Raw genomic sequence first — 19,380 nt, 5'->3', positions numbered from 1 at the left:
GAGAATGCATTTTGTAATAAGATTTGGTATTAATCGCACCAACGGATTCGGGCCACTCAATTCTGGTTTAGATAAATCGGTCGTTTTTGTCCGTTGACATGATATAGTGAGAGACATCGGGTTATCCGGTTCGGTTAGAAAGAATGATTGTATCTTTTAAGCCGCTATGATTACAGGCAAGGGACATGGCGAACTCATTCGCGAACGGTTTGGACGCGGATGGGCGTGGTTGTCGGTCTCCACGCTGTTCTTATCCGTGGTGGGCGCTTTAATTACGGAATTTGCTGGCATAGCAGGGGTGGGCTCTCTAATTGGGTTGCCGCCATGGATCAGTGTCAGTATTGCCACTTTGGCACTCATCGCCATTGGCGTTTCCGGACGGTATCAACGCGTCGAATGGATTGGAATTGCACTTGGCAGTTTAGAACTCGCCTTCTTTGTAACCGCTATCATGGCTCATCCAGCGCTCCCTCAGGTCGCTCGCGGGTTGGTAACCATGCCCGTAAGTAATCCGCGTTACGTGTTCTTATTGGCCGCCAACGTTGGCGCGGTCATTATGCCTTGGATGATCTTCTATCAGCAAGGCGCTATTATTGACAAACGGTGGGACCAATCCCATGTCAAGGCCGCACGGTGGGATACTGGCATCGGCTCTATTATCACGCAGCTTTTAATGATTGCCGTCGTGCTCACCACGGCGGCAACGCTTGGGCACGAAAATCTTGGATCATTACAATCCATTGTGCAAATTGCCAACGCCCTGACTAGCGTTATGGGCACGACAGCTGGACGACTCATATTCGGAGCGGGCATCTTAGGTGCGGGTTTTGTCGCGGCTCTCGTGGCTTCGATTGCAGGCTCATGGGGGATCGGAGAAGCCTTTGGTATCAAGCATAGTCTCAACCACAAGTTTCGAGAAGCGCCTGCCTTTTACCTCATCTATACTTTAGCGCACGTCTTAGGCGCAATTATGGTCATTGCCAGCATCGATTTAGTTCAACTCACCATCGATGTGGAGGTCATGAACGCGATGCTTCTTCCTGTTGTCTTAGGCTTTTTGCTCCTTCTTGAGGCTCGCGTGCTTCCCCCAGCCCACCGCATGCATGGCGGCTACCGGTTAATGGTTTGGACACTGTCCGGCATTGTCATGGCGTTTGGTCTCTATATGATTGCGGCTTTCTTATAAAAGAGCGGGGGGACCGCTCATCTGGCAGTCCTCCCGCATTTCGATTCCGTATCTTACGAAGCCACCGGAATAAATTCCACTTGCTGATGCTGTATGTGCCCATTTACAACACCGTCGTTGCGCTGTCCACTTTCACCCACACGCCGCACTGACATAGTGGCGTTACCCTGTGACGGAAACACGCCCAACGTGGCCCAATGGGCTGCACCGGTTTCTGGCACACTTACCGTTTTGAATTTGTTGGCGTCATAGAGCACAACATACTGAGCCGTGCCGTTTCCGCTGGGTACCCAGACATTGATTTTATATTGGGCCGCTCCTCCCAATTCGGGATTTAAGTAGGCCTGCCCATAACGCCGTGATAAGCGCGCAACATGCACCGCCGATGTCGCATAGAACGAACCCACAATCACCACTAATGCGCCAATCACCCACAAAACTCCCTTGGTCGCTGTAGACATAGCCACCCTTCTTTCTTTGTAGATTAGTCGGCCTCCCAACTTGAAGTAACGCCCATATGTTATGGACCACTAGTCACTCCGCCGGACCGATATTGCAACACGTACGGAGTCTAAACTCGATACCTATGGGGACTAGGTCTAAATAACCTTCCCCTATTTAATTATAGTCAGCAATTTTTGCGCTGTCCCGGATCTTTTGGCAGATTTCTAATCAATTTCTAATAATGTCTTGGTAAATCACCGAAAGCCGTCCCCGCTTTTTTCGATTTCTATAGGTTACAAAGTCGTGTTAATTTCGTTGACAGGATCATTCAATGGAGAAATAAACCCGAAATTCCCCGTATGGGACAACAAAGGACTATTTAGACGGTATTTTGGACGAATATCCGATTTTTTCTCCCCATATCATACTTGGCCATTGACACACGCCCGCTTAGGCGCATATAGTGAGGGTAGAAAGTCAATTGATATCCTCGTTAGGCGAGGCGTCTGCATCAACATAGGCCACTGCTCCGACCCGTCTAAAGACGCTAAGGAGTAGACCAGAAGTTGCCGGATTAAGGCTTCTTCCAATGTGGCTGAACTCTCACGGGAGTTCTCACGTGATGCAGTGCCAAAGCTCCACCAGGGGGATTGCGTTTTTCGCGCGCTATCCTCTTGTGCAGACAAAGAGGATATTTTTATGGAGAATCTCCACTATAAGGAGGGAACGCGGGTGAATACAGACCCTGGAGGCCATAGAAGTCAAACCGTCTCAATTAATTCAGTGAACACGCTGTGCTCTCCCGAGTGCTCTCGTCTCCTACGTAATTTATTGCGTGCGTGACCTGCCTCGGGACAGCCGAGGGAGGGATAGATCGTGAAAAAGACAATTTCTGCAGTAACCCCGTTGGACGACACCCAGATCCGGGCAGAGGACCAGGCGCGTGTCGCCGCTTTGCGCGAATCCCGCGGCTGGCGCAAGCGGTTAATGTTGTTGCTCACGTTGATTGGTCCAGGGATTCTCGTTATGATTGCTGACAATGATGCAGGCGGTGTCATTACGTATGCACAAACGGGAGCAACCTACGGGATTGGGTTTTTTATTCCGGCTTTAATTATTGGCGGATTCATTGCCTACGTTGTGCAAGAAATGACTGTGCGTCTTGGCGCGGTCACACACCGGGGCCACGCGGAAATGATTTGGGGGCGTTACGGCGCATTTTGGGGCTGGTTCTCGCTCATTGATTTGGTAGTAGCCAACGTCCTGACACTGGTCACGGAATTTATAGGTATTACTATTGGCATGTCAGTCTTTGGCGTCCCGCCCATTTGGAGCGCGCTAGGTGGATTAGTGCTGGATGCGGTCATCCTCTTGGTCCTCCGGTACCGGACATGGGAGCGGGTCTCATTGTGGATTGCCGCCGGCAATCTCATCTTTGTGCCTCTCGCGTTAATGGCTCATCCGCATTGGAGTGCGGTCGCCAACGCATTTGCGCACTGGCAGGTTCCAGGAGGTTTTACAGCCGCTTTCTTATTTGTCGTGTTGGCGAACTTTGGTACCACCATCGCCCCTTGGATGCTATTTTTCCAACAGTCTTCGGTCGTCGACAAAGGGTTAACGGTCGAAGATGTCCGCCATGGACAAATCGACACCGCATTAGGCACTTTAGCGATGGTTTTAGTGGCGTTAGCCATCGTCATTCTGACAGGGACGGTAGCGTTTGGGCGGCCAGGGGCTTCGAATTATGACATTCAACAAATCATTCAGGTGATTGGCCAACGCGTTGGGCCTGTCGGACAAAGCCTGTTCGCCTTGGGTTTGGTAGAAGCTGGCACGATTGCCACTATTGCGCTGACGGCCAGCACCTCATGGGCCATGGGCGAAGCATTCAACTGGCCCAAGAGCATTAACCTGCCGTTCCAAAAAGCATGGCGGTTTTACATCCCGGGACTTTTGAGTGCGGTGTTGGCAGCCGCTGTAGTCTTGATTCCTAACACGCCTTTGGGCTTTTTGAACTTAACAGTGCAAGTCATTGCATCCATCTTCATGCCGGCTGCCATGCTCTTCTTACTGTTGCTCTTAAATGACCCGGGCATTATGGGAGAACACGTCAACCGCAAGTGGCAAAACATTTCGGCCTTTACCATTGTCGGATTGCTGGTTGTGCTGAATGGCATTTATGGATTGTCCGTCGTATTCCCGAAGTGGTTTTGAAAGGAGGCGCGATCGATATGAAGACCCCACAAAAGAATTTGCAAGTGCTCTCCGTCCCTGAGGATAGCCATACCCCGGTAAAACTGACGAAAGTTGTTCCCAAGGGTTGGATTCAGGTCGCGTTTTGGGCCTTACGCATCTATATTCTTGTCATGGTCGTCCTTGTCGCCATTGGCTTCAGCCGCGGCATCCATTGACAGTCCTGTGATATCCCTCCCAACACTAAGGTCCTGGCACTTCTGCCAGGACCTTAGCGTTAGCTTACAACTTTGGGCTCAGACCATGGGCCTTTGCAATATCTTGTGCTACAGGCACATCGATTTTTTCCGCTGCCGCATGAGCCAAAAACCGTTCCAGTCGCCTTTTGGCACTGCGTCCTCCGGCTTGATGTGCTGGATCCGCCTTGAGCGCGGCAATCACTTCATCCATCACGCGATCTCCATCAAATCGTTGCTGCATTACGGCTTCTTGCATCGCAAGTGCTTCATGGGACAAGGACCGAACCAAGGCAAAATGGTTTTTAACTAATTCGCCGGTAGTGCCTCCGACCCGCAAGCTGGCGATATTGGTCGCCCAAATATAGACATTTTTGATAACCACTTGTTCCATCGCCTCATGAAAACTGTCGGCTTGCTGGCAGGCGAGTCCCAACCGGTCCATGGCTTCTTGGATCGCTGCTTGCTGCGGCCCGAAGACCACAGAAGGGCGCAACACGCTTATCAGTTTGCCAAGTTTCCGCTCGAACCACACTACAAAAAGCGTCGGGTTCAAAATCCCCACGGGCTCCCATTGACTGGGTAACAATTCATTTTGCAACAACACTACCGACGACGCTTTTTTTATCGGTTCCGGAAGACGTTCGAGCGCTGGTGCCAAATCGTCTTCTCCCGTGGCAATAATAAAGGGCCGCAGTGCGTCATCGGTGGGATACCTTTGTCCGCGTAGTACAGGGGTGACCGTATATCCGGCCATTAAAAGGCCTTCTCCTAATGTTCTGCCTATTTGGCCCATTCCCACAATCACCGCGTGTGCTCGCTCCATTACTCGCCATCCTTTCGGTTAATGTCTCTTCTTATCTTCATATAATCGTTGATCTGCTACATCATAAATCGTATCCAAATCGTTGCCGTCAACGCCCCAAACGGCCCACCCCGCACTAACGGTAACCCGTTCGACACGGGCAGCGACTAATTCTTGCAAGCGGGCGATGACCGTGGAAGCTTGGGCCTGTGCGGTATTGACTAACACCACGAACTCATCGCCGCCCCAGCGTCCACAAATATCTTGAGGCCTTAACCCAGCACACAGAGCCTTCGCCACATCTGCTAATACACGGTCCCCTTCTGGATGTCCATATGCGTCATTAATGTATTTGAACCGGTTAATATCAAAAATGCCAAAAATCCAAGCAGTCCCTAGGGTCTGAGCTCCTTGTTGCGTTACTAGCGCCATTTGGCGTTCAATACCGCGGCGGTTATAAATACCCGTCAACTCATCGCGCCACCCGGCCTCTTCGGCGGTGCGCCGAAAGCGCAACAACTCCATCACTAAAGAGACTTGCCCTGCCACCATTCCCATCAGTTCGGCATCATCCGCTACTGGGACAGAGCGGCGTAATACCATGAGTCCTACCGGCTTTGTACCTAACGTGAGACGCCATGCGCCGCCGACTTTGATCCCCCATGATTGCCACTGTTGGCGAATAAGTTCGGGCGCGTCCGCCGTACGAATCCAACAGCCTGTCCTGTCTTCGAACCCCTCGACCGCTGCCACACCTTGCCGGTCTTCCTCGGCGGGATATCCGCCTTGGTGGGCAACCATTACTCCCCAGGGCGCGTAAAGGCGGCACGCCTCATCTTCGATTCGTTCCCAAAGCCCCGTCTTTTTATAGATAAAATACCCACTGTCTACCAAAAACGCTCGTTGCAACGCTTCACTCGCCCGCGTAAACAATTCCAAGCCACGACTCACCGACGCCCATTGGCGCGACTCTTGAATCAAAACCATCAATGACGAGGGAGTGTCAGGCATTGACTGCACCTCCTTTACCGATAGTCTCGAACAAGAATCTCTTTAAGCGCCATAGTTTGTTCGTAGCCGCGGCGAATGATTTGCGGAATCCGAGCCATATCGGCGCGGTGGTCCATCTCCAATCGCACCATCACATACGGCATCGTCACCGTGTTTTTCTTCAGAACGGTCATATGATGAATGGTGACGGCAAGACTTTCCGTCAAAACTTGCAACAAATGCGGACGGGGCGTTGGCACTTGCCAACGGACGGGTTCATCAATCCACAATCCCATGGCACTCGTCGCGCCCGCAGCTTGTGCCACATCGAGTGGGAAATCATCTGTCATTCCCCCGTCTACCAATATCATATCAGCCACTCGCTCAGCAGGGAAGAATCCAGGAATCGCCGAAGAAGCCCGAGCCGCAGGAAAGATTTCTTGGTGCGTCCCATCCACCCACAAAACATGCGGCAAGCGATAAAAGGTTTGGGGAATATAGGATCCAAACACTACGCTCATGCGATGCGTCAGCGACGTCGTCACCATAAATAGGGGAAGGCGGGTATCCGCAAATGTTTGCGAGCCAAAATATTTATATAATTTACTCCAAAAAGGCTCCGGATCTAAGATGGACTCGGCCAGGGTATGCCGCGTGAGCAATTCCCGGCCCATCCGTCGCCAGTTCCATACCATATCTCGGCGCCTTACCGAGAGTCCAATGTCTTTCAGTTCGGTTGGAGAAATGCCCAGCGCATACAACGCCCCAATCAATGCCCCTGAGGACGTGCCTACCACAATATCTGGGGCCATTCCCAGTTCTTCTAATGCTTCCAAGATACCTATGGCAGCAACGCCTAAAATGCCTCCGCCCCCTAGGACCACTGCCCGCATGGCCCCATTCCTCCTTTATGCTGTGTCTGCACACGACCATATGTCAGCGGTTGGTCACGATCCACGGCCCTAGTTTCTGACTCAGCGCCGAGTTGGCCCACAGCGTCTCAATTCCCTGGGCACGGGCCGCTTGAAATTGTTCGCGCGCGACATGAGGACCAAATCCTGCAATGTGTTGCACCGCTTCTAAGCACGGCGAGAGCCTCTGGTCCCATATCGATAAGTCAAGCAACACTAAAGGTGGTGGGGATGCTTGAGCCACGGCTTGGCACAACGTATCGGGTGTCGAGAACGTTTGGACACGCTCTCCGACGCTGCTTGCCGCGCGCATGACAACATCCGCAAAAAATAAATCAGAGACTAACGCATAGAGCACCTCAGCACGCCCTCCCTCACGCCTTATTTACGACATTGGCCGTCTTCCGGCCCACCCCTGGCAACGTCATGAGAGTCTCGCGATCTTCCGGAACGTGTTGATCAAACTGCGTCGCAATAATTTCCGCCGTCGCCCGCAGATTGCGGGCTTTGCTATGATACAGCCCACAATCTTTTATCAATGCTTCAATCTCCTCCACCGAGGCCTGCGCTAGCTCCGCAGGACCCGGATAACGGGCAAAAATACGCGGCGTAATCATATTTACCCGGCGATCTGTGCATTGGGCGGATAACATCGTGGCCACTAACAATTGCCATGGGCCGTCATGGACCAACTCCGTTACCGGATTCGGATACAACGATGCAAGGACGGTCAGTACGTCCTGGACCACGGCGTTAGTCACCTGCCAACTGGTCGACGAGCGCCTTGACTTGTTCGACATGTCCTGGCACCTTGACCTTGCGAAACACGTACCGGATAATCCCCTGTGCATCGATGATAAAGGTCGAACGTTCAATGCCCCAGGACACTTTGCCGTAAAGATTCTTTTGTTTATACACGCCATAAGCCTTCGCCGTTTCGGCGTCAGGGTCAGACAACAAGTTAAAGGGCAATTGATATTTGGCGGTAAATTTTTCGTGACTCGCCAAGGAATCGGTGCTGATCCCGAGCACAATGCCGTCGACTTGCGAAAAGTCCGCAATAGCATCGCGGAAATCACAGGCCTCTGTTGTACACCCTGGTGTATTATCCCGGGGATAGAAATACAGCACCACAATGTGGCCTTTCAGGTCAGCTAAGTGAACCGTTCCATTGGTCCCTTCGCGCGTGAAATCTGGCGCCACCTGCCCTACCATGCTATCTTGCGTTCCCATTTCCGCTTTGACTGTCATCGTTATCCTCCACTCCGTCACCGTTTAGGTCTTTAATCTAAGGGCACGTGATAGATGTCACGTGGGATTTTCGATAGAATTTCAGCCTGCTGATGTCTAACTACGACGACTTCTTCGAGCCTCACGCCAAAACGCCTGGGAAGATAGATTCCTGGCTCAATAGAAAATGCTGCCCCGAGCGGAAGCGGAAGCGGATTCCCTTCCATAATGGAAGGCGGTTCATGAACAGACAACCCAATCCCATGCCCTGTTCGGTGTACAAAGTATGTTCCGTATCCCGCTTCCTCAATCACTCGGCGTGCGGCATGATCAATCTGCTGTGCTTCTTGTCCTACGGCCACTTGGTCAAATGCGGCTTCGACCGCCCGATTCACAATCCGGTGTACATGCGCGAATTCGTCCGGAATCGCTCCTACATAAGCCATCCGCGTCATATCCGATGCATAGCCATCTTTATAGCAACCAATATCCAATAGGACGGGACCTTCAGCAATGACGGTTTGATCCGATGTATGGTGCGGCATGGCGCTGTGGGAACCCGCGGCAACAATGATGAAGGCTTCTCGGTCGGCTCCATTTTCCATAAACGCCCGGCGGATAATATCTTGCAGCTCCATTTCCGTCATACCTGGCCGAATGCTTTCCAACCCTTTTCGCATAGCCCGGTCATTAATCGCCTGACAGGCCATAAGTTTCTCTACTTCATCAGGATCCTTAGACATCCGCCATGGTGCCATCAGAGACGAGGCGACAGTGAGCCCATCATGCACATTAATAGCAGCCTTTAGCCGTTCCACGTGATCAAAACGAGCATCGTCCGAAACGTATAAGGTCTGGCAATCTGCCGCCATGGGACCAAAGATTTTTTGCATCACCGCATGGGGCCCGTCTTGATCGGAAAATGCCACAATGTCAACCATGCCGTTTAGATGCTCGTGAGCTTCTTGAGCATTGACGGAAGCAATAACCAAGACGACCCGGTCATGTGAAACCCCCAAGAATGTCACCCGCTCATCGGCCAAAGGTGACCATGAGAGCAGATAGCGGAAATCATCACCAGGAGCTAAAAACATTGCCGCATGCTCTTTGCCAAGGCGCTCACGCGCTTTGGCTAGTCGCTCGATACCCATTTCATCGCCTACCTCTCAACTACGTGCTCATGTTATCGTATCATACCAAAACGCGGCCTCCTACCGCTTTGTCCCCGCCTTTTTAGTGACCGTAGACGGTGCCTTTCTTTTCCGTGGGACCTTCTTGGCTGTAGCGGATTCTTGATCGAAATCGAATCGCACCGTTCCATTTTCCAACACAAGCGCCGCTTGAAAGGACTTGCCCGCCTTCGACTTGAACCCCCGGATAGTTCCTGTCCGGCCCTTCGTCAATAACGTTTGCACTTGCCGGGGCGTCAGAGTTTTGCTGGCAATGGTGGTCCATAAAATAAAGGCACACTGAGTATCCTTTTGCTTGGTGCACCGGTACCCTTTAGAAAATTTTTGCAGAGGCGAGGCGCACAAAGGACACGGATAGAGAGCCTCTTCGTCTAGTACTGCAAACTCGTTGACGGGAGCAGACCGCGCCTGCTCGACGACATCCCGGGTAAACCCATGGATGGCTTGGCGAAACTCTTGAACGGCTGCCCGTCCTTCTTCCACCGCTCTCAAGCCATCCTCCCATTGCGCCGTTAAGGTGACTTGTGTGAGCAAATCCGGCACTAATGTCACAAGGGTTTTACCTTTATCCGTGGGCACCAATTGCTTCTTTTCCCGTTTCACGTACCCCACCGTAATTAGTCGCTCGATAATCGCAGCGCGCGTAGCCGCAGTACCTAATCCTGCTGTTTTCATAGCGTCTTTTAAGGCGGGATCATCGATTTTTTTACCAGCTCGCTCCATCGCCCCTAATAACGCCGCTTCCGTATAGCGCACGGGAGGTTTTGTCACGCCTTCATGCACGTCATATTGGACAATGGTCACCCGTTCGCCTTCGTGCAACGACGGCAACTGATCGGTAGACTCTTTTTTATTAGGATCTTGCGCCGGAGGAAAGAGCACTTGAAAGCCTTCTTCCTGCCTTTGCCGCTGCGTCGAGCGAAACATGTCCCCGCGCTCAACATCTTCAGATAGCACGGTATACACCGAGTATTTCATTTCGGCGGGGATAATGGGCAAATCTTCGAGACGCCACACCCGGTAGCGTGGGTCATACCCTTCGGCATCTTCGAGCGACAACAAATGTCCCAAAGCCCAGGTAAATACCATGTCCTCGGCTTCGAGCCTATCAGGACTTTTACGCGTCCCGGGACGCAATACGTGGGCTAAATCCCGAGCAACGGACGGTTTTTCCGCAATGACTAGTGTTTTCATGAGGGCCTCCATTACCCGCTAAAAATCTTCCACACCTATACTAGCGTGCCATCAGGAAATCGCATAGCCTTAGCCGAACCCTTGCTCAATGCCTCCTGTCACGGTATGGTAAGGACAATTCCTTTCGGTAAAGGAGCCTAGCGAAATCAATGGCAAAATCAAATGCCCGGGACAGCATCTTGCATGCCGCCTTGCAAGAGTTTTCCGAACAAGGCTACGACCGCGCCACGGTCGACAGCATTGCCCAACGCTCACATGTAGCGAAGGGGTCCGTCTATTACCATTTCGCATCCAAAGAGGCGATTTGGGTGGCTTTAGTCCAATCACGCGCGGGACGCTTGGAAGCTTTGACCAAAGAGGTGCTGGCTCACGAGGGTGCATCGCTATCTGACCTTTTGCGACAATGGATTGATTTTTTTTGGGAGGAGCAAGAATTTCTCAGCCTTTTTCTTAGTGAAGCATGGCGCGACCGCTCGCGCGAACAACTCGTGGGACAATTTTTAAACCGACTCTTAGAACCTGTAGCCACCTACTTGCATCCCCATATCCCCGCCACAAACCGAGAATGGCTGGCTTATGCTCTCTTTGGTGCCATTGCCGTGCCCACCTTGCATGCCCTAAAAAGCGGACATGCCGACAAAAACAGTTTATATGCCATTATTCCCGTGATTCTCGGACGATTCACCTAAATCTACGTTCTGTCCTTACGATGACAACCCTCGACAAAATCATGGACAAACCCCCCTTATCCCTGGCACAATGAAACCGTTATCGCATTACAGCCAAAGGAGATTGCGTGGGTTGCCTGCGCATCATACATCATGTCGCTACCTGTCGTGGACATTGCACAGTGGCTTTACTCGGAGCCTCAATTCGATTTAGCTTTTCAGCCGCTCTTAGCGTTGTCAAGCGGCAACATTATCGGATTTGAGGTGCTGACCAGGCCGGTTGATCGCAACCACCGACCCCTGCTGGTCGAATCCTTTTTCCATGAAGCCAGCATACAAGGTCACGCCGTGGCCGTAGACCGCCTTATTGTGGGTCAGATTACGAAATTTTTGCAAGGTCACCCTCTCTCCTACCCGCTCTTTATCAATTTGCACCCCGACTCGCTCACAGATCCTGACATTCAGAGCATGGTCGGGAGCAGCCAGCATGGGGCCATTGTGATTGAAATTACCGAGCGGGGAAACTGGTTTGGTGACATTGTGGAACCGGTCATGCAAACCTTTCGCAATCAAGGCGGAACCGTCGCCCTGGATGATTTCGGCACGGGATATTCTGGTCTAGAAAAATTAGTCGCTGTACGCCCCAATTTTGTTAAACTGGACCGCTCCATTATTGCTCAATGCCATATGTATCCGGTCAAACGCAATTTAATCGCATCAGTCAGTCACATGGCCGAATTTCTGGGATTTCAGCTCATCGCCGAAGGAATCGAAACCCGTGAAGAACTCCTTACTTGCATTGATCTGGGCGTTGCGATTGGACAAGGCTATTATTTTGCTCGCCCTAGCGCGTGGAACCCCGGAGTACAAGCGCCTAATCACGTCATTCATGAAATCCAGCGCCGTCAAAATGAACTCTTAGAATCCTCGGCGCAAAATTTAATGGCATGGGATTCTTTTCGGTTGCACTGGTCATTACTGATGGAAAGCCTAGCCGACCCCCAGGCTACCCCCCATGAGCGGTTAATGGCCATCATGGCGTCGACTTTTCGCTTGCTACAGCCGACCGCCATGACGTTTCTACGCGCCACCAAAAAAGGCCTGGCCCCGGTGTTCAGCCTCGGCCACTCCTGACACTTCCCACTATTACTATCACGCCGCCTACGAAACCCGTGACAGCCACGGCATCTGCTTTGATATCCTCACCGGATCCCACAGTAGGTCCTAAAGAGAGCGCCACCGCCACATACCAATTTGTTATCCCAACGTCCCAGTTAGGGCCGTTAGGCAACGACTATACGATTGAACTCGTGTACCAACCTAAATCACCCATCGTATTTCATATGTATCAACCCCAAGATTCAATTACTGTAGCATCTTCGCCACCGGGACCATCTTCGCCCCCGCCGACTGCGCCCGTCTACGATTACGATCCCATAGTCAGTGTAGTCGGACAATTGCCTGAGGTCCCGTGGGCAGCAGCCCTGCCACTGGTTGCCTTGGGAACTGTTGGAGCTATTTGGGTGACAAGGCGCAACACACACCGCCGGTCGGCAGCGTCCTAATGATCAATCAACCCGCCCTCCCAAAGTATCTTAGCCGAAGCCACCTTGGGGGGAGCTTGGGTTGGATTCACGTCATGCGCCCTGGTTCAAGTCTGGAATCCTGACGTGAGTGTGTGTGACGAAATTACACAAGCCCTACGAGCTTTTTTCTCGAGTCAAACTCTTTTTATACTCACACGGCGGTTTCAACCAAAAGGGGCAGTCCTGTCTATCGTCATCATTCGCTTAGGGGGAGTCAACGAAGGCGAGTTGTGGTACCCTTAAAGCATATCAACAGATGGGGCAGGAGGATGTTGTGAAGCGTAGAGGGTGGATGACTGTGATCGTTGCAGTCGCCGTGGTAGCTGGGTTTGTCGTGGACGCCATCATGCACCGAGAGCAAATGAATCCTGTCAGCACGTGGCAAACGGCCAATCCTATTATTGCGCCAGATCATACTGTTGCTCTGACACTAGGCACCACAGCGCAAGACCGCACCCAACCGCAACCATTGCTTCCGGGCCATTTGGCAAACACAGATTGGTATTTGCCCATCACCCAAAGCAGCGCCGTCAGCTATGTTCTTCATGATGGACAAGCGAGGTGGCTGGTCAATGGATCTTATTACCCCTTAAGCAGCGCGCCCACCGATCCGGCCGGTTTTTTAGATTATGCGCCCGATGGGCACATGCTGGCATGGCAAAACGGCAACACCATTACCGTGCTCACCGCACCTCATTTACAACACCATCAAATCGATCATGCCATGACGCCATATTTTACGCCTAGCAATCATTTAGATTATCTCTCCGTGTCGGACAAGACGCTAAACGTACAAAGTACATATCCCCACCGCACACTCCCCTCGCAAGCACTCACCGGGCACCATCCGTTTGTGTTTAGGGGCCGCGACATTGTTTATGACCGCGATGGTCAAATCGCTTTGGAAAACTTGGAGACAGCCCACGTAACGACCCTCGCCACGGTTCGAGCGAAGCGTTGGCCGCTGGTGGTGGATTCTTTGTCATTTGGCCCGAGTCTTGCAGTCATGTTGGAACGCCCCACAGCGCTCCCTGCTTACCTCATTATTGTCGACACCCATGGCCATATCAGCTGGTACCGGTGGCAGACGGGTCTTAAACCGCAGATTGGACAAGCAGGCGGCCACTTAGTCATGAATAATGTTGACCCTTCGGGCCAACTCGTGGTCTGGGGTTCTCATCATCTTCACCCCCTGCCCCAGTCTTCTGGCCTCTTTAGTCAAAGCCCAGCGGGGATCATTTTCCAAACCTCCCAAGGATTTATCCGTCTGTCCTCCATCACCCCGTAACACAAAACGCGCGCGTTGTGCATATCCCTAAGTACGACGGGGAGGTGATCACAATGCGCACAGCCATGCGCAACTGGCTTATTGGCGTTGGTTTAGTAACCGGCTTGTATCTTTTGGGCCCGGTTATTTACTTTAACCGGGTCTATCCCTTTATTTTAGGCATGCCCGCCATATTGTTCTGGTATGCCTTAGTTCCCGTGCTTACCCCCATCATTCTGGGCGTCGTCTATTTGCTCGACCCCGTCCAACACTTCAAGGGAGATGACTAACGCATGGGAACCGTCATTGTCGTGGCTGCTATTGCCGTAGTCGGATTGACCATCTTAGGCATGATATCAGGAGCCAAGGAATCGCAGTCATCATTGTCCGGATGGCTCGTGAATCGCCGTAATATGGGCGCTTGGCTGGTCTGGTTTCTGTTAGGCACCGAAATTTACACCGCATTTACCTTTCAAGGACTGGCCGGCTATGCCTACGCAAAAGGCGGCCCGGTGTTTTACAACGTCGCCCTTAATGACGTCGCCTATTCCTTAGGATTCATGATTCTGCCTTTGATCTGGATCTTAGGGAAGAAATTTCGCTACGTCACCCAAGCAGACTTTGTCGCTGGGCGCTATCAGTCACGGGCCTTGGGAATGTTTGTTGCCCTTACTACCGCGATTATCATGATTGCCTATATCGACCTCAACATTACAGGACTCGGCGCCATTTTCCATGTCATCAGCAAAAGTCGTCTTTCTGTGATGTGGTCTGATATCATCGGTTTTGTCGTTTTAGCCACCGCCGTGTATGTGGGCGGGATTCGGGGCAACGCGTGGCAGTCTGTGATTAAAGATGTCTTTATGATCGTCGCATTAGGTGCGCTATTTATTGTGTTTCCCTACCGTGAGTTTCATGGCTTTGGTCCCATGTTTATGGTCTTTGGGCATGAGCTAGGCCCCGTTATGACCTTGCCTGGCAAAACCGCACACTCGGGACTACTTTGGTTGGTTACCACGGTCCTCATGACGGGCATGGGCCAATGGATGTGGCCGCAGTGGTTTGGTGTCGCCTACACCGCCCGAAATCCCAAGTCGTTGAAGATTCAAGCAGTCTTCATGCCGCTCTACCAATTGGTCAAAGTCGCTGTCATTATCGTGGGTTTTGGGGCATTGCTCGTCCTTGGCACCCATCAAAATGGCAATGACGTCGTGGTCATCTTAGCACGTCGTTTGTTCGCCACACCATTCTTTGCGTTTTTTGTCATCGCCGCCATTTTTGCCGCCCTCGTGCCAGCAGGTCCCATCATTATGACCTCCGCCTCTCTCATTGCTAAAAATGTCTGGGCAGAATATCGCCCCCAATCCGACGAGCGTATTTACCGCGTCACGAAATTGTTAGTATTTCCGCTCACATTTCTGGCCTTATTTTTGGCGTTGGCCACGCCATCGCTGCTTGTGGCCATTTTGCTCGTGGCCTATGATTTCATTGCTCAGCTTTTTCCCGCCGTCGTTATTGGCTGACTGTTTTGGCGTGGCGCGACCAAATACGGCGCATTCTGGGGGATGATGACAGGCTGGGTCTTGGATGCCTTTTTACTGCTAAGCGGCCATGGTACCTTGTGGGGCATCAATTCCGGCTTCATCGCCCTCGTGCTCAATACCCTCGTTTTTGCGATTATTAGTGCCGCAACCCAAGCATCCATTAAGCCTGGTGAGGCCAATCACTTTTCCATCCTCTACGAAATGCATGAGGATCCGGTCCATAGCGTGTAAGATTTGCGAGGGCCCGAAAATGCTGCAGCCGCATGCCATAGGGCAATGTCGACCGTCTTGAAGGGTTAGGAGCCACAAAGCGACCAGGGCTTTGATACCCCCACGCAACTGTTTGCGTCCGCTTTATTCCGTAAACTGCCCGGTAAATGTCCTTGCCCAAAAAGCAAACCACGCGAGGAGCGAAACGTGCTATCTTAGCGGCTAGCACCTTTCCTCCTTGCGCTAATTCGTCGGGCGTCAGATCAGCCGAACCCGGGGTCATGCGCTCCACAATGTTGGTAATGCCTAGGCCAAACAGCAACAAGGTCTGATCCTCTTCAGGGCTTAAACGGTACGGAGTCAACTGACTGTCCGCTAACAATGCCCAAAAAAGATTGCCAGGGCCCGCAAAATGATGCTGGAACTTGTCCGAATAGATGCCAGGATTGTATCCGACAAACAAAATTTTGAGATCCGGAGCAATAATGTCGGCAACCATGGGTGTCTCCCTTCCACGTTATGTCCCGAGTACCTTATCCTATGAACGCCACGGTGGATTCGACCTTGACTCGCTTGGTTGTTCTTGGTCCCTTGAGTACAACCTCCACACCGCCTTGAGTGGGCGTTATCGCCTCGACTGTGGTATTCACATGAACCGGAATGCCCAAAGCGCGAACACGTTGTTGAAAATCCGGACGCGCACGAAAATGATCACGGCGATGAATGAGGCGGACGGACTTTCCGGCCTCCGATAACCGCAATGCGGCTTCAAATGCACGGTCGCCACCGCCAACAATGAGAACTTCCCCTGCTAATGGCTGAGCCAATAAAGCCGATGTGGATAAAGACGTGACCCACTGTGCACCCGGAACCTTTAAGTCCCGCGTGCGCAGTCCCGGAGCATACACGACAGCCTGCGCATAATAGGTGGCACCATCGGCACAGGTCAATAGCTTTTCAGCCTCATCAAATGCCACCACATCGTGGCCTTCGTAGACATCAATCCCCATCTGATGCAACTGCTGCACGAGGTCCGCTAGCAATACAGAAACGTTAGCACCATAAAACCCTGGCACATCTTGCAAAGATAGGGTGATATCGTGCAACTGTCCTCCTAAATGATGCCGCTCAAAAATCTTGGGCAACATTCCCAAACGCTTTAGCCATATCGCGCACGCAATGCCTGCGGGTCCTCCGCCTACAACCGCGACGGTTTCTATCGGTTTCACCTCCTCGTTAAAAAAGAGCGCCTCCCGCGAGAGTCGCTCCTACCTAAGCACTACCATTCGGCTAAATGGCCGAACGAATTTCGTCGTCACGCCACGGCTCAATCCGCTCTTTAAGGCTAAAGAAAAAGGCAAAGATGCGAAGGGCTGCGAAAAATGACACAAAGCTACCCAACACATACAACTCCGGCTGCCAATTAAAAAAAGGCGGAGGAACAAATTGTCCATTCCACACCAGCAATATCGTATACACAGCGGTGGCGGTCAAAGACGCCCAAATTTGCCATGTAATTTCCCTAAAGGCGGTTACTAACCTTTTTCGAAACAGCCACCAAGGGCCCCATGCCGCCATGGCAAAAAGCGCCAAACCTAACGAGTCGGACACCGCCACAGGATGGAACACAGTATTCGGCACAAAGACCCACGGCAAGGAACACAGCACCGCAGCCAACGCTCCCGATAGAGCAGCCGTCGCCATAACCACCAGTCCTTGTGCCCAGGCAATCCGACTTAAACCAAATCGTACGTTGCGCATCGCCAATACAATATTTTGCCTCAAACCGCTATGATGAAACGTATTAAGACTCGTCGAGAAGAAGCCCCACGCGGTGAGCACCCTGCCCACGGCCATATCGGCCAAAGATTCCGTGCGGAAAGAAGCTACCAGCAACCCTAGGCCAGCTAAAAGCTGGGCTACAGAAACCAACCACAGCCACCCGCGTTGCTGACGCAAGGGTTCTGCTAATTTAACCGCCATGACCTCAGGATTTCCAAGGGTCGCCATCGCCATAACCGCGGCTTGCGCCCTGTCCGTTCCCTGCGCGATTTGGTCGGCCCAAATAGAAAGCAATTGTTGCCGGATTTTTGCCTGGGCTCGCCGTTTGTGGTACTTATTCATGATGAGATGGGTTGCTTGCTCCAAGTAATCTTCCCACATACAATCACCTCCTATGCGTATCATATGGATTCGTCCAGTGTTTATAACTTGGTGATTATAGCACCGGGGAAGCTCTCCTCGCAAGACTGCCAGAAATTTCCCGTCCGGTGACATGCTTCGTTAAAACAGCATATAGACGCAGTCGCCGTGGTCTTGGGGAAAGATGAGTGAGAAGTTTTTCTCTCGTTCCCGATTCCCCGCAACCTAGGTGGAGCGCGGGCTGACCGTCAGTCTCATGCCGGGGGGAGGAAGTAAACTGAGTCGGGGCACTGGGCGCCATGATGTCCCAGAAATTGGGTGAAGGGTTAGCGCCTGGACGAAGGATGCAATGACGAGCTGCATTTCAAGTAGCGCAAAATCACGTCCGATGCAACTACGCGGCCCCTTCCCAAAAGGAAGAAATGCCAACGCATAAGCCTCTTGGTCCCCCTGAAGCCACCTTTCGGGGTCAAAATCGTTCGGATTGGGAAATTCAGAAGACAAATGATGGGTCACATAGGGACTCACGAGAAAAAACGTCCGAGGAGCAAATGTTTCGCCCTCTAAAGTCAATGGGTGCGGATTTGAACGACTTAATAGCCAAACGGGCGGGAACAAGCGCAAAGACTCCAAGATTACCGCCTTTAGATAGGGCAAACGGTCAAGCGATGATATTTGCGGGCATTGACCCCGAAGCTGGTCATCCACTTCCTGCTGCAACCGCGCTTGCACCGCGGGATTAGCGGCTAGCAACAGCAAAGTCCAAAACAGCGCATGACCGGTGGTTTCATGGCCCGCCATAATTAGGGTTAACGCCGTCTGCAAGACCGCATCGGGATCGTCCCGCAAGGCCTGATGTAATCGCTCCGCTACCAAACTCTTTCTCGGCCCTTGAAGAAATTCAGCCATCCACGGTTGCAAACGGTCTGCAGCTCGGTGATAGGGCAAGGTGCCAGGAACTCGCCACGTATATGGCCAGCGCAACACACTGCGTGAGCGTTGATAGAAGTAGGTCATCACCGTTTGCACCGCTTGCGCCATTTCCTGCAAGGCGGAAACAGAAGCGTCTCCCTCAAACAGCGTACCTAGGACAACGCGCATGGTCAACACGAGCATGTCGTGGTCGCTCGTCGTGGCCTTAGTGCGGATAACCTGATGACAGTAGTCTCGCGTCGCCTGCGTGATCCATGTGCCATAGTCCGCAAAACGTCCATGGTCAAAAGCCGGCTGTATCGCCAGCCGCTCCATTTTCCAAAGATCCCCTTCCGCGACCAACGGTCCTCGTCCAATCAGCGGATTGTTTGCATCCATCCCCGGTCCCTTGATAAGGTGTTTGCCGTGGGTATTCAATAAGGTGTGAACTTGAGCTCCCCCACTGACCAAAACAAAAGCCCAAGGGCCCATATGAAAGGACGCAAGAGGCCCTTGGGCTCGCGCAATTTGGCTTAACGTCTTCAGTGGATCCCGATGAAATGACCATAACCGACGAAAATCTTGGCCCAAGTGTTGGTGTACCATGCTGTGTTCCGCCCCTTTCCTCTATGGTAGCATGTCGAGATACCAGGTAACGCTAAGAAACACCCC

General features: G+C 52.1%; 22 protein-coding genes and 1 riboswitch. Of the genes, 9 read left to right on the top strand and 13 right to left on the bottom strand.

Translation table 11 applies throughout. The features are described from left to right. Nucleotides 1–166: 166 nt before the first annotated feature. On the top strand, nt 167–1,186 hold the full coding sequence (locus ORD20_RS01400; RefSeq protein WP_430626436.1) for an NRAMP family divalent metal transporter: 1,020 nt from the start codon (nt 167–169) through the stop codon (nt 1,184–1,186). A 53-nt stretch (nt 1,187–1,239) separates the two neighbouring features. Here the strand turns inward: ORD20_RS01400 and ORD20_RS01395 are convergent, their stop codons facing one another. Next, on the bottom strand, nt 1,240–1,647 hold the full coding sequence (locus tag ORD20_RS01395) for a hypothetical protein (RefSeq protein ID WP_103375663.1): 408 nt from the start codon (nt 1,645–1,647) through the stop codon (nt 1,240–1,242). Nucleotides 1,648–2,112: 465 nt separating this feature from the next. Then, nucleotides 2,113–2,285: riboswitch (M-box (ykoK) riboswitch) on the top strand. Nucleotides 2,286–2,506: 221 nt separating this feature from the next. On the opposite strand from ORD20_RS01395, the gene ORD20_RS01390 reads away from it, so the two are divergent. Both ORD20_RS01390 and ORD20_RS01385 read left to right on the top strand, forming a co-directional pair. Further along, nucleotides 2,507–3,844: an NRAMP family divalent metal transporter gene (locus tag ORD20_RS01390; protein WP_242968530.1), complete on the top strand. Its 1,338-nt coding sequence runs from the start codon at nt 2,507–2,509 to the stop codon at nt 3,842–3,844. 17 nt (nt 3,845–3,861) lie between these two features. Then, the gene (locus ORD20_RS01385) at nt 3,862–4,041 is read left to right on the top strand and encodes a hypothetical protein (protein WP_103375661.1); all 180 of its coding nucleotides are present in this window, start codon (nt 3,862–3,864) and stop codon (nt 4,039–4,041) included. A 64-nt stretch (nt 4,042–4,105) separates the two neighbouring features. Here ORD20_RS01385 and ORD20_RS01380 read toward each other — a convergent pair whose 3' ends face one another. From ORD20_RS01380 to ORD20_RS01345, 8 genes are read right to left on the bottom strand one after another with little or no spacing between them, the layout of a single operon-like run. Further along, nucleotides 4,106–4,885: a hypothetical protein gene (locus ORD20_RS01380; protein ID WP_103375660.1), complete on the bottom strand. Its 780-nt coding sequence runs from the start codon at nt 4,883–4,885 to the stop codon at nt 4,106–4,108. A gap of 18 nt (nt 4,886–4,903) precedes the next feature. Next, entirely contained in the window at nt 4,904–5,875 is a 972-nt protein-coding gene (locus ORD20_RS01375) for a GGDEF domain-containing protein (RefSeq protein WP_103375659.1), read from the bottom strand. 14 nt (nt 5,876–5,889) lie between these two features. Further along, nucleotides 5,890–6,747 carry a patatin-like phospholipase family protein gene (locus ORD20_RS01370; protein ID WP_103375658.1) on the bottom strand — a complete coding sequence of 286 codons (858 nt, stop codon included), beginning with the start codon at nt 6,745–6,747 and terminating at the stop codon, nt 5,890–5,892. A gap of 43 nt (nt 6,748–6,790) precedes the next feature. Next, nucleotides 6,791–7,123 (bottom strand): hypothetical protein, encoded by a 333-nt coding sequence (locus tag ORD20_RS01365; protein ID WP_103375657.1) that lies wholly within the window; start codon nt 7,121–7,123, stop codon nt 6,791–6,793. Nucleotides 7,124–7,139: 16 nt separating this feature from the next. Beyond that, nucleotides 7,140–7,514 carry an endonuclease III domain-containing protein gene (locus tag ORD20_RS01360; RefSeq protein WP_430626435.1) on the bottom strand — a complete coding sequence of 125 codons (375 nt, stop codon included), beginning with the start codon at nt 7,512–7,514 and terminating at the stop codon, nt 7,140–7,142. 4 nt (nt 7,515–7,518) lie between these two features. After that, nucleotides 7,519–8,016, bottom strand: coding sequence for a peroxiredoxin (locus ORD20_RS01355; RefSeq protein WP_242968528.1), 498 nt, complete (start codon nt 8,014–8,016; stop codon nt 7,519–7,521). A 32-nt stretch (nt 8,017–8,048) separates the two neighbouring features. Continuing rightward, nucleotides 8,049–9,146 (bottom strand): M24 family metallopeptidase, encoded by a 1,098-nt coding sequence (locus tag ORD20_RS01350; RefSeq protein WP_242968527.1) that lies wholly within the window; start codon nt 9,144–9,146, stop codon nt 8,049–8,051. A gap of 60 nt (nt 9,147–9,206) precedes the next feature. Continuing rightward, a complete protein-coding gene (locus ORD20_RS01345; RefSeq protein WP_430626434.1) occupies nt 9,207–10,379 on the bottom strand; it encodes a DNA topoisomerase in 1,173 nt (390 codons plus the stop codon). A gap of 149 nt (nt 10,380–10,528) precedes the next feature. Here ORD20_RS01345 and ORD20_RS01340 point away from each other — a divergent pair, with 149 nt between their 5' ends. The 6 genes from ORD20_RS01340 to ORD20_RS01315 all read left to right on the top strand — a co-directional run bounded on the left by ORD20_RS01340 (nt 10,529) and on the right by ORD20_RS01315 (nt 15,423). Beyond that, entirely contained in the window at nt 10,529–11,068 is a 540-nt protein-coding gene (locus tag ORD20_RS01340) for a TetR/AcrR family transcriptional regulator (protein ID WP_103375654.1), read from the top strand. Nucleotides 11,069–11,200: 132 nt separating this feature from the next. Further along, on the top strand, nt 11,201–12,181 hold the full coding sequence (locus ORD20_RS01335; RefSeq protein WP_430626433.1) for an EAL domain-containing protein: 981 nt from the start codon (nt 11,201–11,203) through the stop codon (nt 12,179–12,181). Nucleotides 12,182–12,219: 38 nt separating this feature from the next. Next, complete coding sequence (locus tag ORD20_RS01330) at nt 12,220–12,612, top strand: hypothetical protein (RefSeq protein ID WP_430626432.1); 393 nt, start codon at nt 12,220–12,222, stop codon at nt 12,610–12,612. Nucleotides 12,613–12,907: 295 nt separating this feature from the next. Then, nucleotides 12,908–13,921, top strand: a complete 1,014-nt coding sequence (locus tag ORD20_RS01325; protein WP_146039051.1) for a hypothetical protein — start codon at nt 12,908–12,910, stop codon at nt 13,919–13,921. Nucleotides 13,922–13,974: 53 nt separating this feature from the next. Next, the gene (locus tag ORD20_RS01320) at nt 13,975–14,190 is read left to right on the top strand and encodes a hypothetical protein (protein WP_103375650.1); all 216 of its coding nucleotides are present in this window, start codon (nt 13,975–13,977) and stop codon (nt 14,188–14,190) included. A 3-nt stretch (nt 14,191–14,193) separates the two neighbouring features. Beyond that, a complete protein-coding gene (locus ORD20_RS01315) occupies nt 14,194–15,423 on the top strand; it encodes a sodium:solute symporter family protein (protein WP_207654668.1) in 1,230 nt (409 codons plus the stop codon). 181 nt (nt 15,424–15,604) lie between these two features. Here the strand turns inward: ORD20_RS01315 and ORD20_RS01310 are convergent, their stop codons facing one another. From ORD20_RS01310 to ORD20_RS01295, 4 genes are all read right to left on the bottom strand, one after another. Beyond that, nucleotides 15,605–16,153: a mismatch-specific DNA-glycosylase gene (locus ORD20_RS01310; protein ID WP_103375649.1), complete on the bottom strand. Its 549-nt coding sequence runs from the start codon at nt 16,151–16,153 to the stop codon at nt 15,605–15,607. Nucleotides 16,154–16,187: 34 nt separating this feature from the next. Next, nucleotides 16,188–16,883, bottom strand: coding sequence for an NAD(P)/FAD-dependent oxidoreductase (locus tag ORD20_RS01305; RefSeq protein WP_430626431.1), 696 nt, complete (start codon nt 16,881–16,883; stop codon nt 16,188–16,190). A gap of 61 nt (nt 16,884–16,944) precedes the next feature. Next, a complete protein-coding gene (locus tag ORD20_RS01300) occupies nt 16,945–17,817 on the bottom strand; it encodes a hypothetical protein (RefSeq protein ID WP_103375647.1) in 873 nt (290 codons plus the stop codon). A 204-nt stretch (nt 17,818–18,021) separates the two neighbouring features. Then, nucleotides 18,022–19,314, bottom strand: a complete 1,293-nt coding sequence (locus tag ORD20_RS01295; protein ID WP_103375646.1) for a cytochrome P450 — start codon at nt 19,312–19,314, stop codon at nt 18,022–18,024. Nucleotides 19,315–19,380 lie beyond the last annotated feature (66 nt).

The sequence above is a fragment of the Sulfobacillus thermotolerans genome (assembly GCF_039623705.1).
Taxonomy (GTDB): Bacteria; Bacillota; Sulfobacillia; order Sulfobacillales; family Sulfobacillaceae; genus Sulfobacillus; species Sulfobacillus thermotolerans.
Note: the sequence above shows the minus strand (reverse complement) of the source record. Positions and strands in the feature narration are given on the sequence as shown.

What these genes read in the sequence shown, in the direction of transcription:
- ORD20_RS01400 (WP_430626436.1), top strand. Translation starts at nt 167, where the DNA reads ATGATTACAGGCAAGGGACATGGCGAACTCATTCGCGAACGGTTTGGA.
- ORD20_RS01395 (WP_103375663.1), bottom strand. Translation starts at nt 1,647, where the DNA reads ATGTCTACAGCGACCAAGGGAGTTTTGTGGGTGATTGGCGCATTAGTG.
- ORD20_RS01385 (WP_103375661.1), top strand. Translation starts at nt 3,862, where the DNA reads ATGAAGACCCCACAAAAGAATTTGCAAGTGCTCTCCGTCCCTGAGGAT.
- ORD20_RS01380 (WP_103375660.1), bottom strand. Translation starts at nt 4,885, where the DNA reads ATGGAGCGAGCACACGCGGTGATTGTGGGAATGGGCCAAATAGGCAGA.
- ORD20_RS01375 (WP_103375659.1), bottom strand. Translation starts at nt 5,875, where the DNA reads ATGCCTGACACTCCCTCGTCATTGATGGTTTTGATTCAAGAGTCGCGC.
- ORD20_RS01370 (WP_103375658.1), bottom strand. Translation starts at nt 6,747, where the DNA reads ATGCGGGCAGTGGTCCTAGGGGGCGGAGGCATTTTAGGCGTTGCTGCC.
- ORD20_RS01355 (WP_242968528.1), bottom strand. Translation starts at nt 8,016, where the DNA reads ATGACAGTCAAAGCGGAAATGGGAACGCAAGATAGCATGGTAGGGCAG.
- ORD20_RS01350 (WP_242968527.1), bottom strand. Translation starts at nt 9,146, where the DNA reads ATGGGTATCGAGCGACTAGCCAAAGCGCGTGAGCGCCTTGGCAAAGAG.
- ORD20_RS01345 (WP_430626434.1), bottom strand. Translation starts at nt 10,379, where the DNA reads ATGAAAACACTAGTCATTGCGGAAAAACCGTCCGTTGCTCGGGATTTA.
- ORD20_RS01340 (WP_103375654.1), top strand. Translation starts at nt 10,529, where the DNA reads ATGGCAAAATCAAATGCCCGGGACAGCATCTTGCATGCCGCCTTGCAA.
- ORD20_RS01335 (WP_430626433.1), top strand. Translation starts at nt 11,201, where the DNA reads ATGTCGCTACCTGTCGTGGACATTGCACAGTGGCTTTACTCGGAGCCT.
- ORD20_RS01320 (WP_103375650.1), top strand. Translation starts at nt 13,975, where the DNA reads ATGCGCACAGCCATGCGCAACTGGCTTATTGGCGTTGGTTTAGTAACC.
- ORD20_RS01315 (WP_207654668.1), top strand. Translation starts at nt 14,194, where the DNA reads ATGGGAACCGTCATTGTCGTGGCTGCTATTGCCGTAGTCGGATTGACC.
- ORD20_RS01310 (WP_103375649.1), bottom strand. Translation starts at nt 16,153, where the DNA reads ATGGTTGCCGACATTATTGCTCCGGATCTCAAAATTTTGTTTGTCGGA.
- ORD20_RS01300 (WP_103375647.1), bottom strand. Translation starts at nt 17,817, where the DNA reads ATGTGGGAAGATTACTTGGAGCAAGCAACCCATCTCATCATGAATAAG.
- ORD20_RS01295 (WP_103375646.1), bottom strand. Translation starts at nt 19,314, where the DNA reads ATGGTACACCAACACTTGGGCCAAGATTTTCGTCGGTTATGGTCATTT.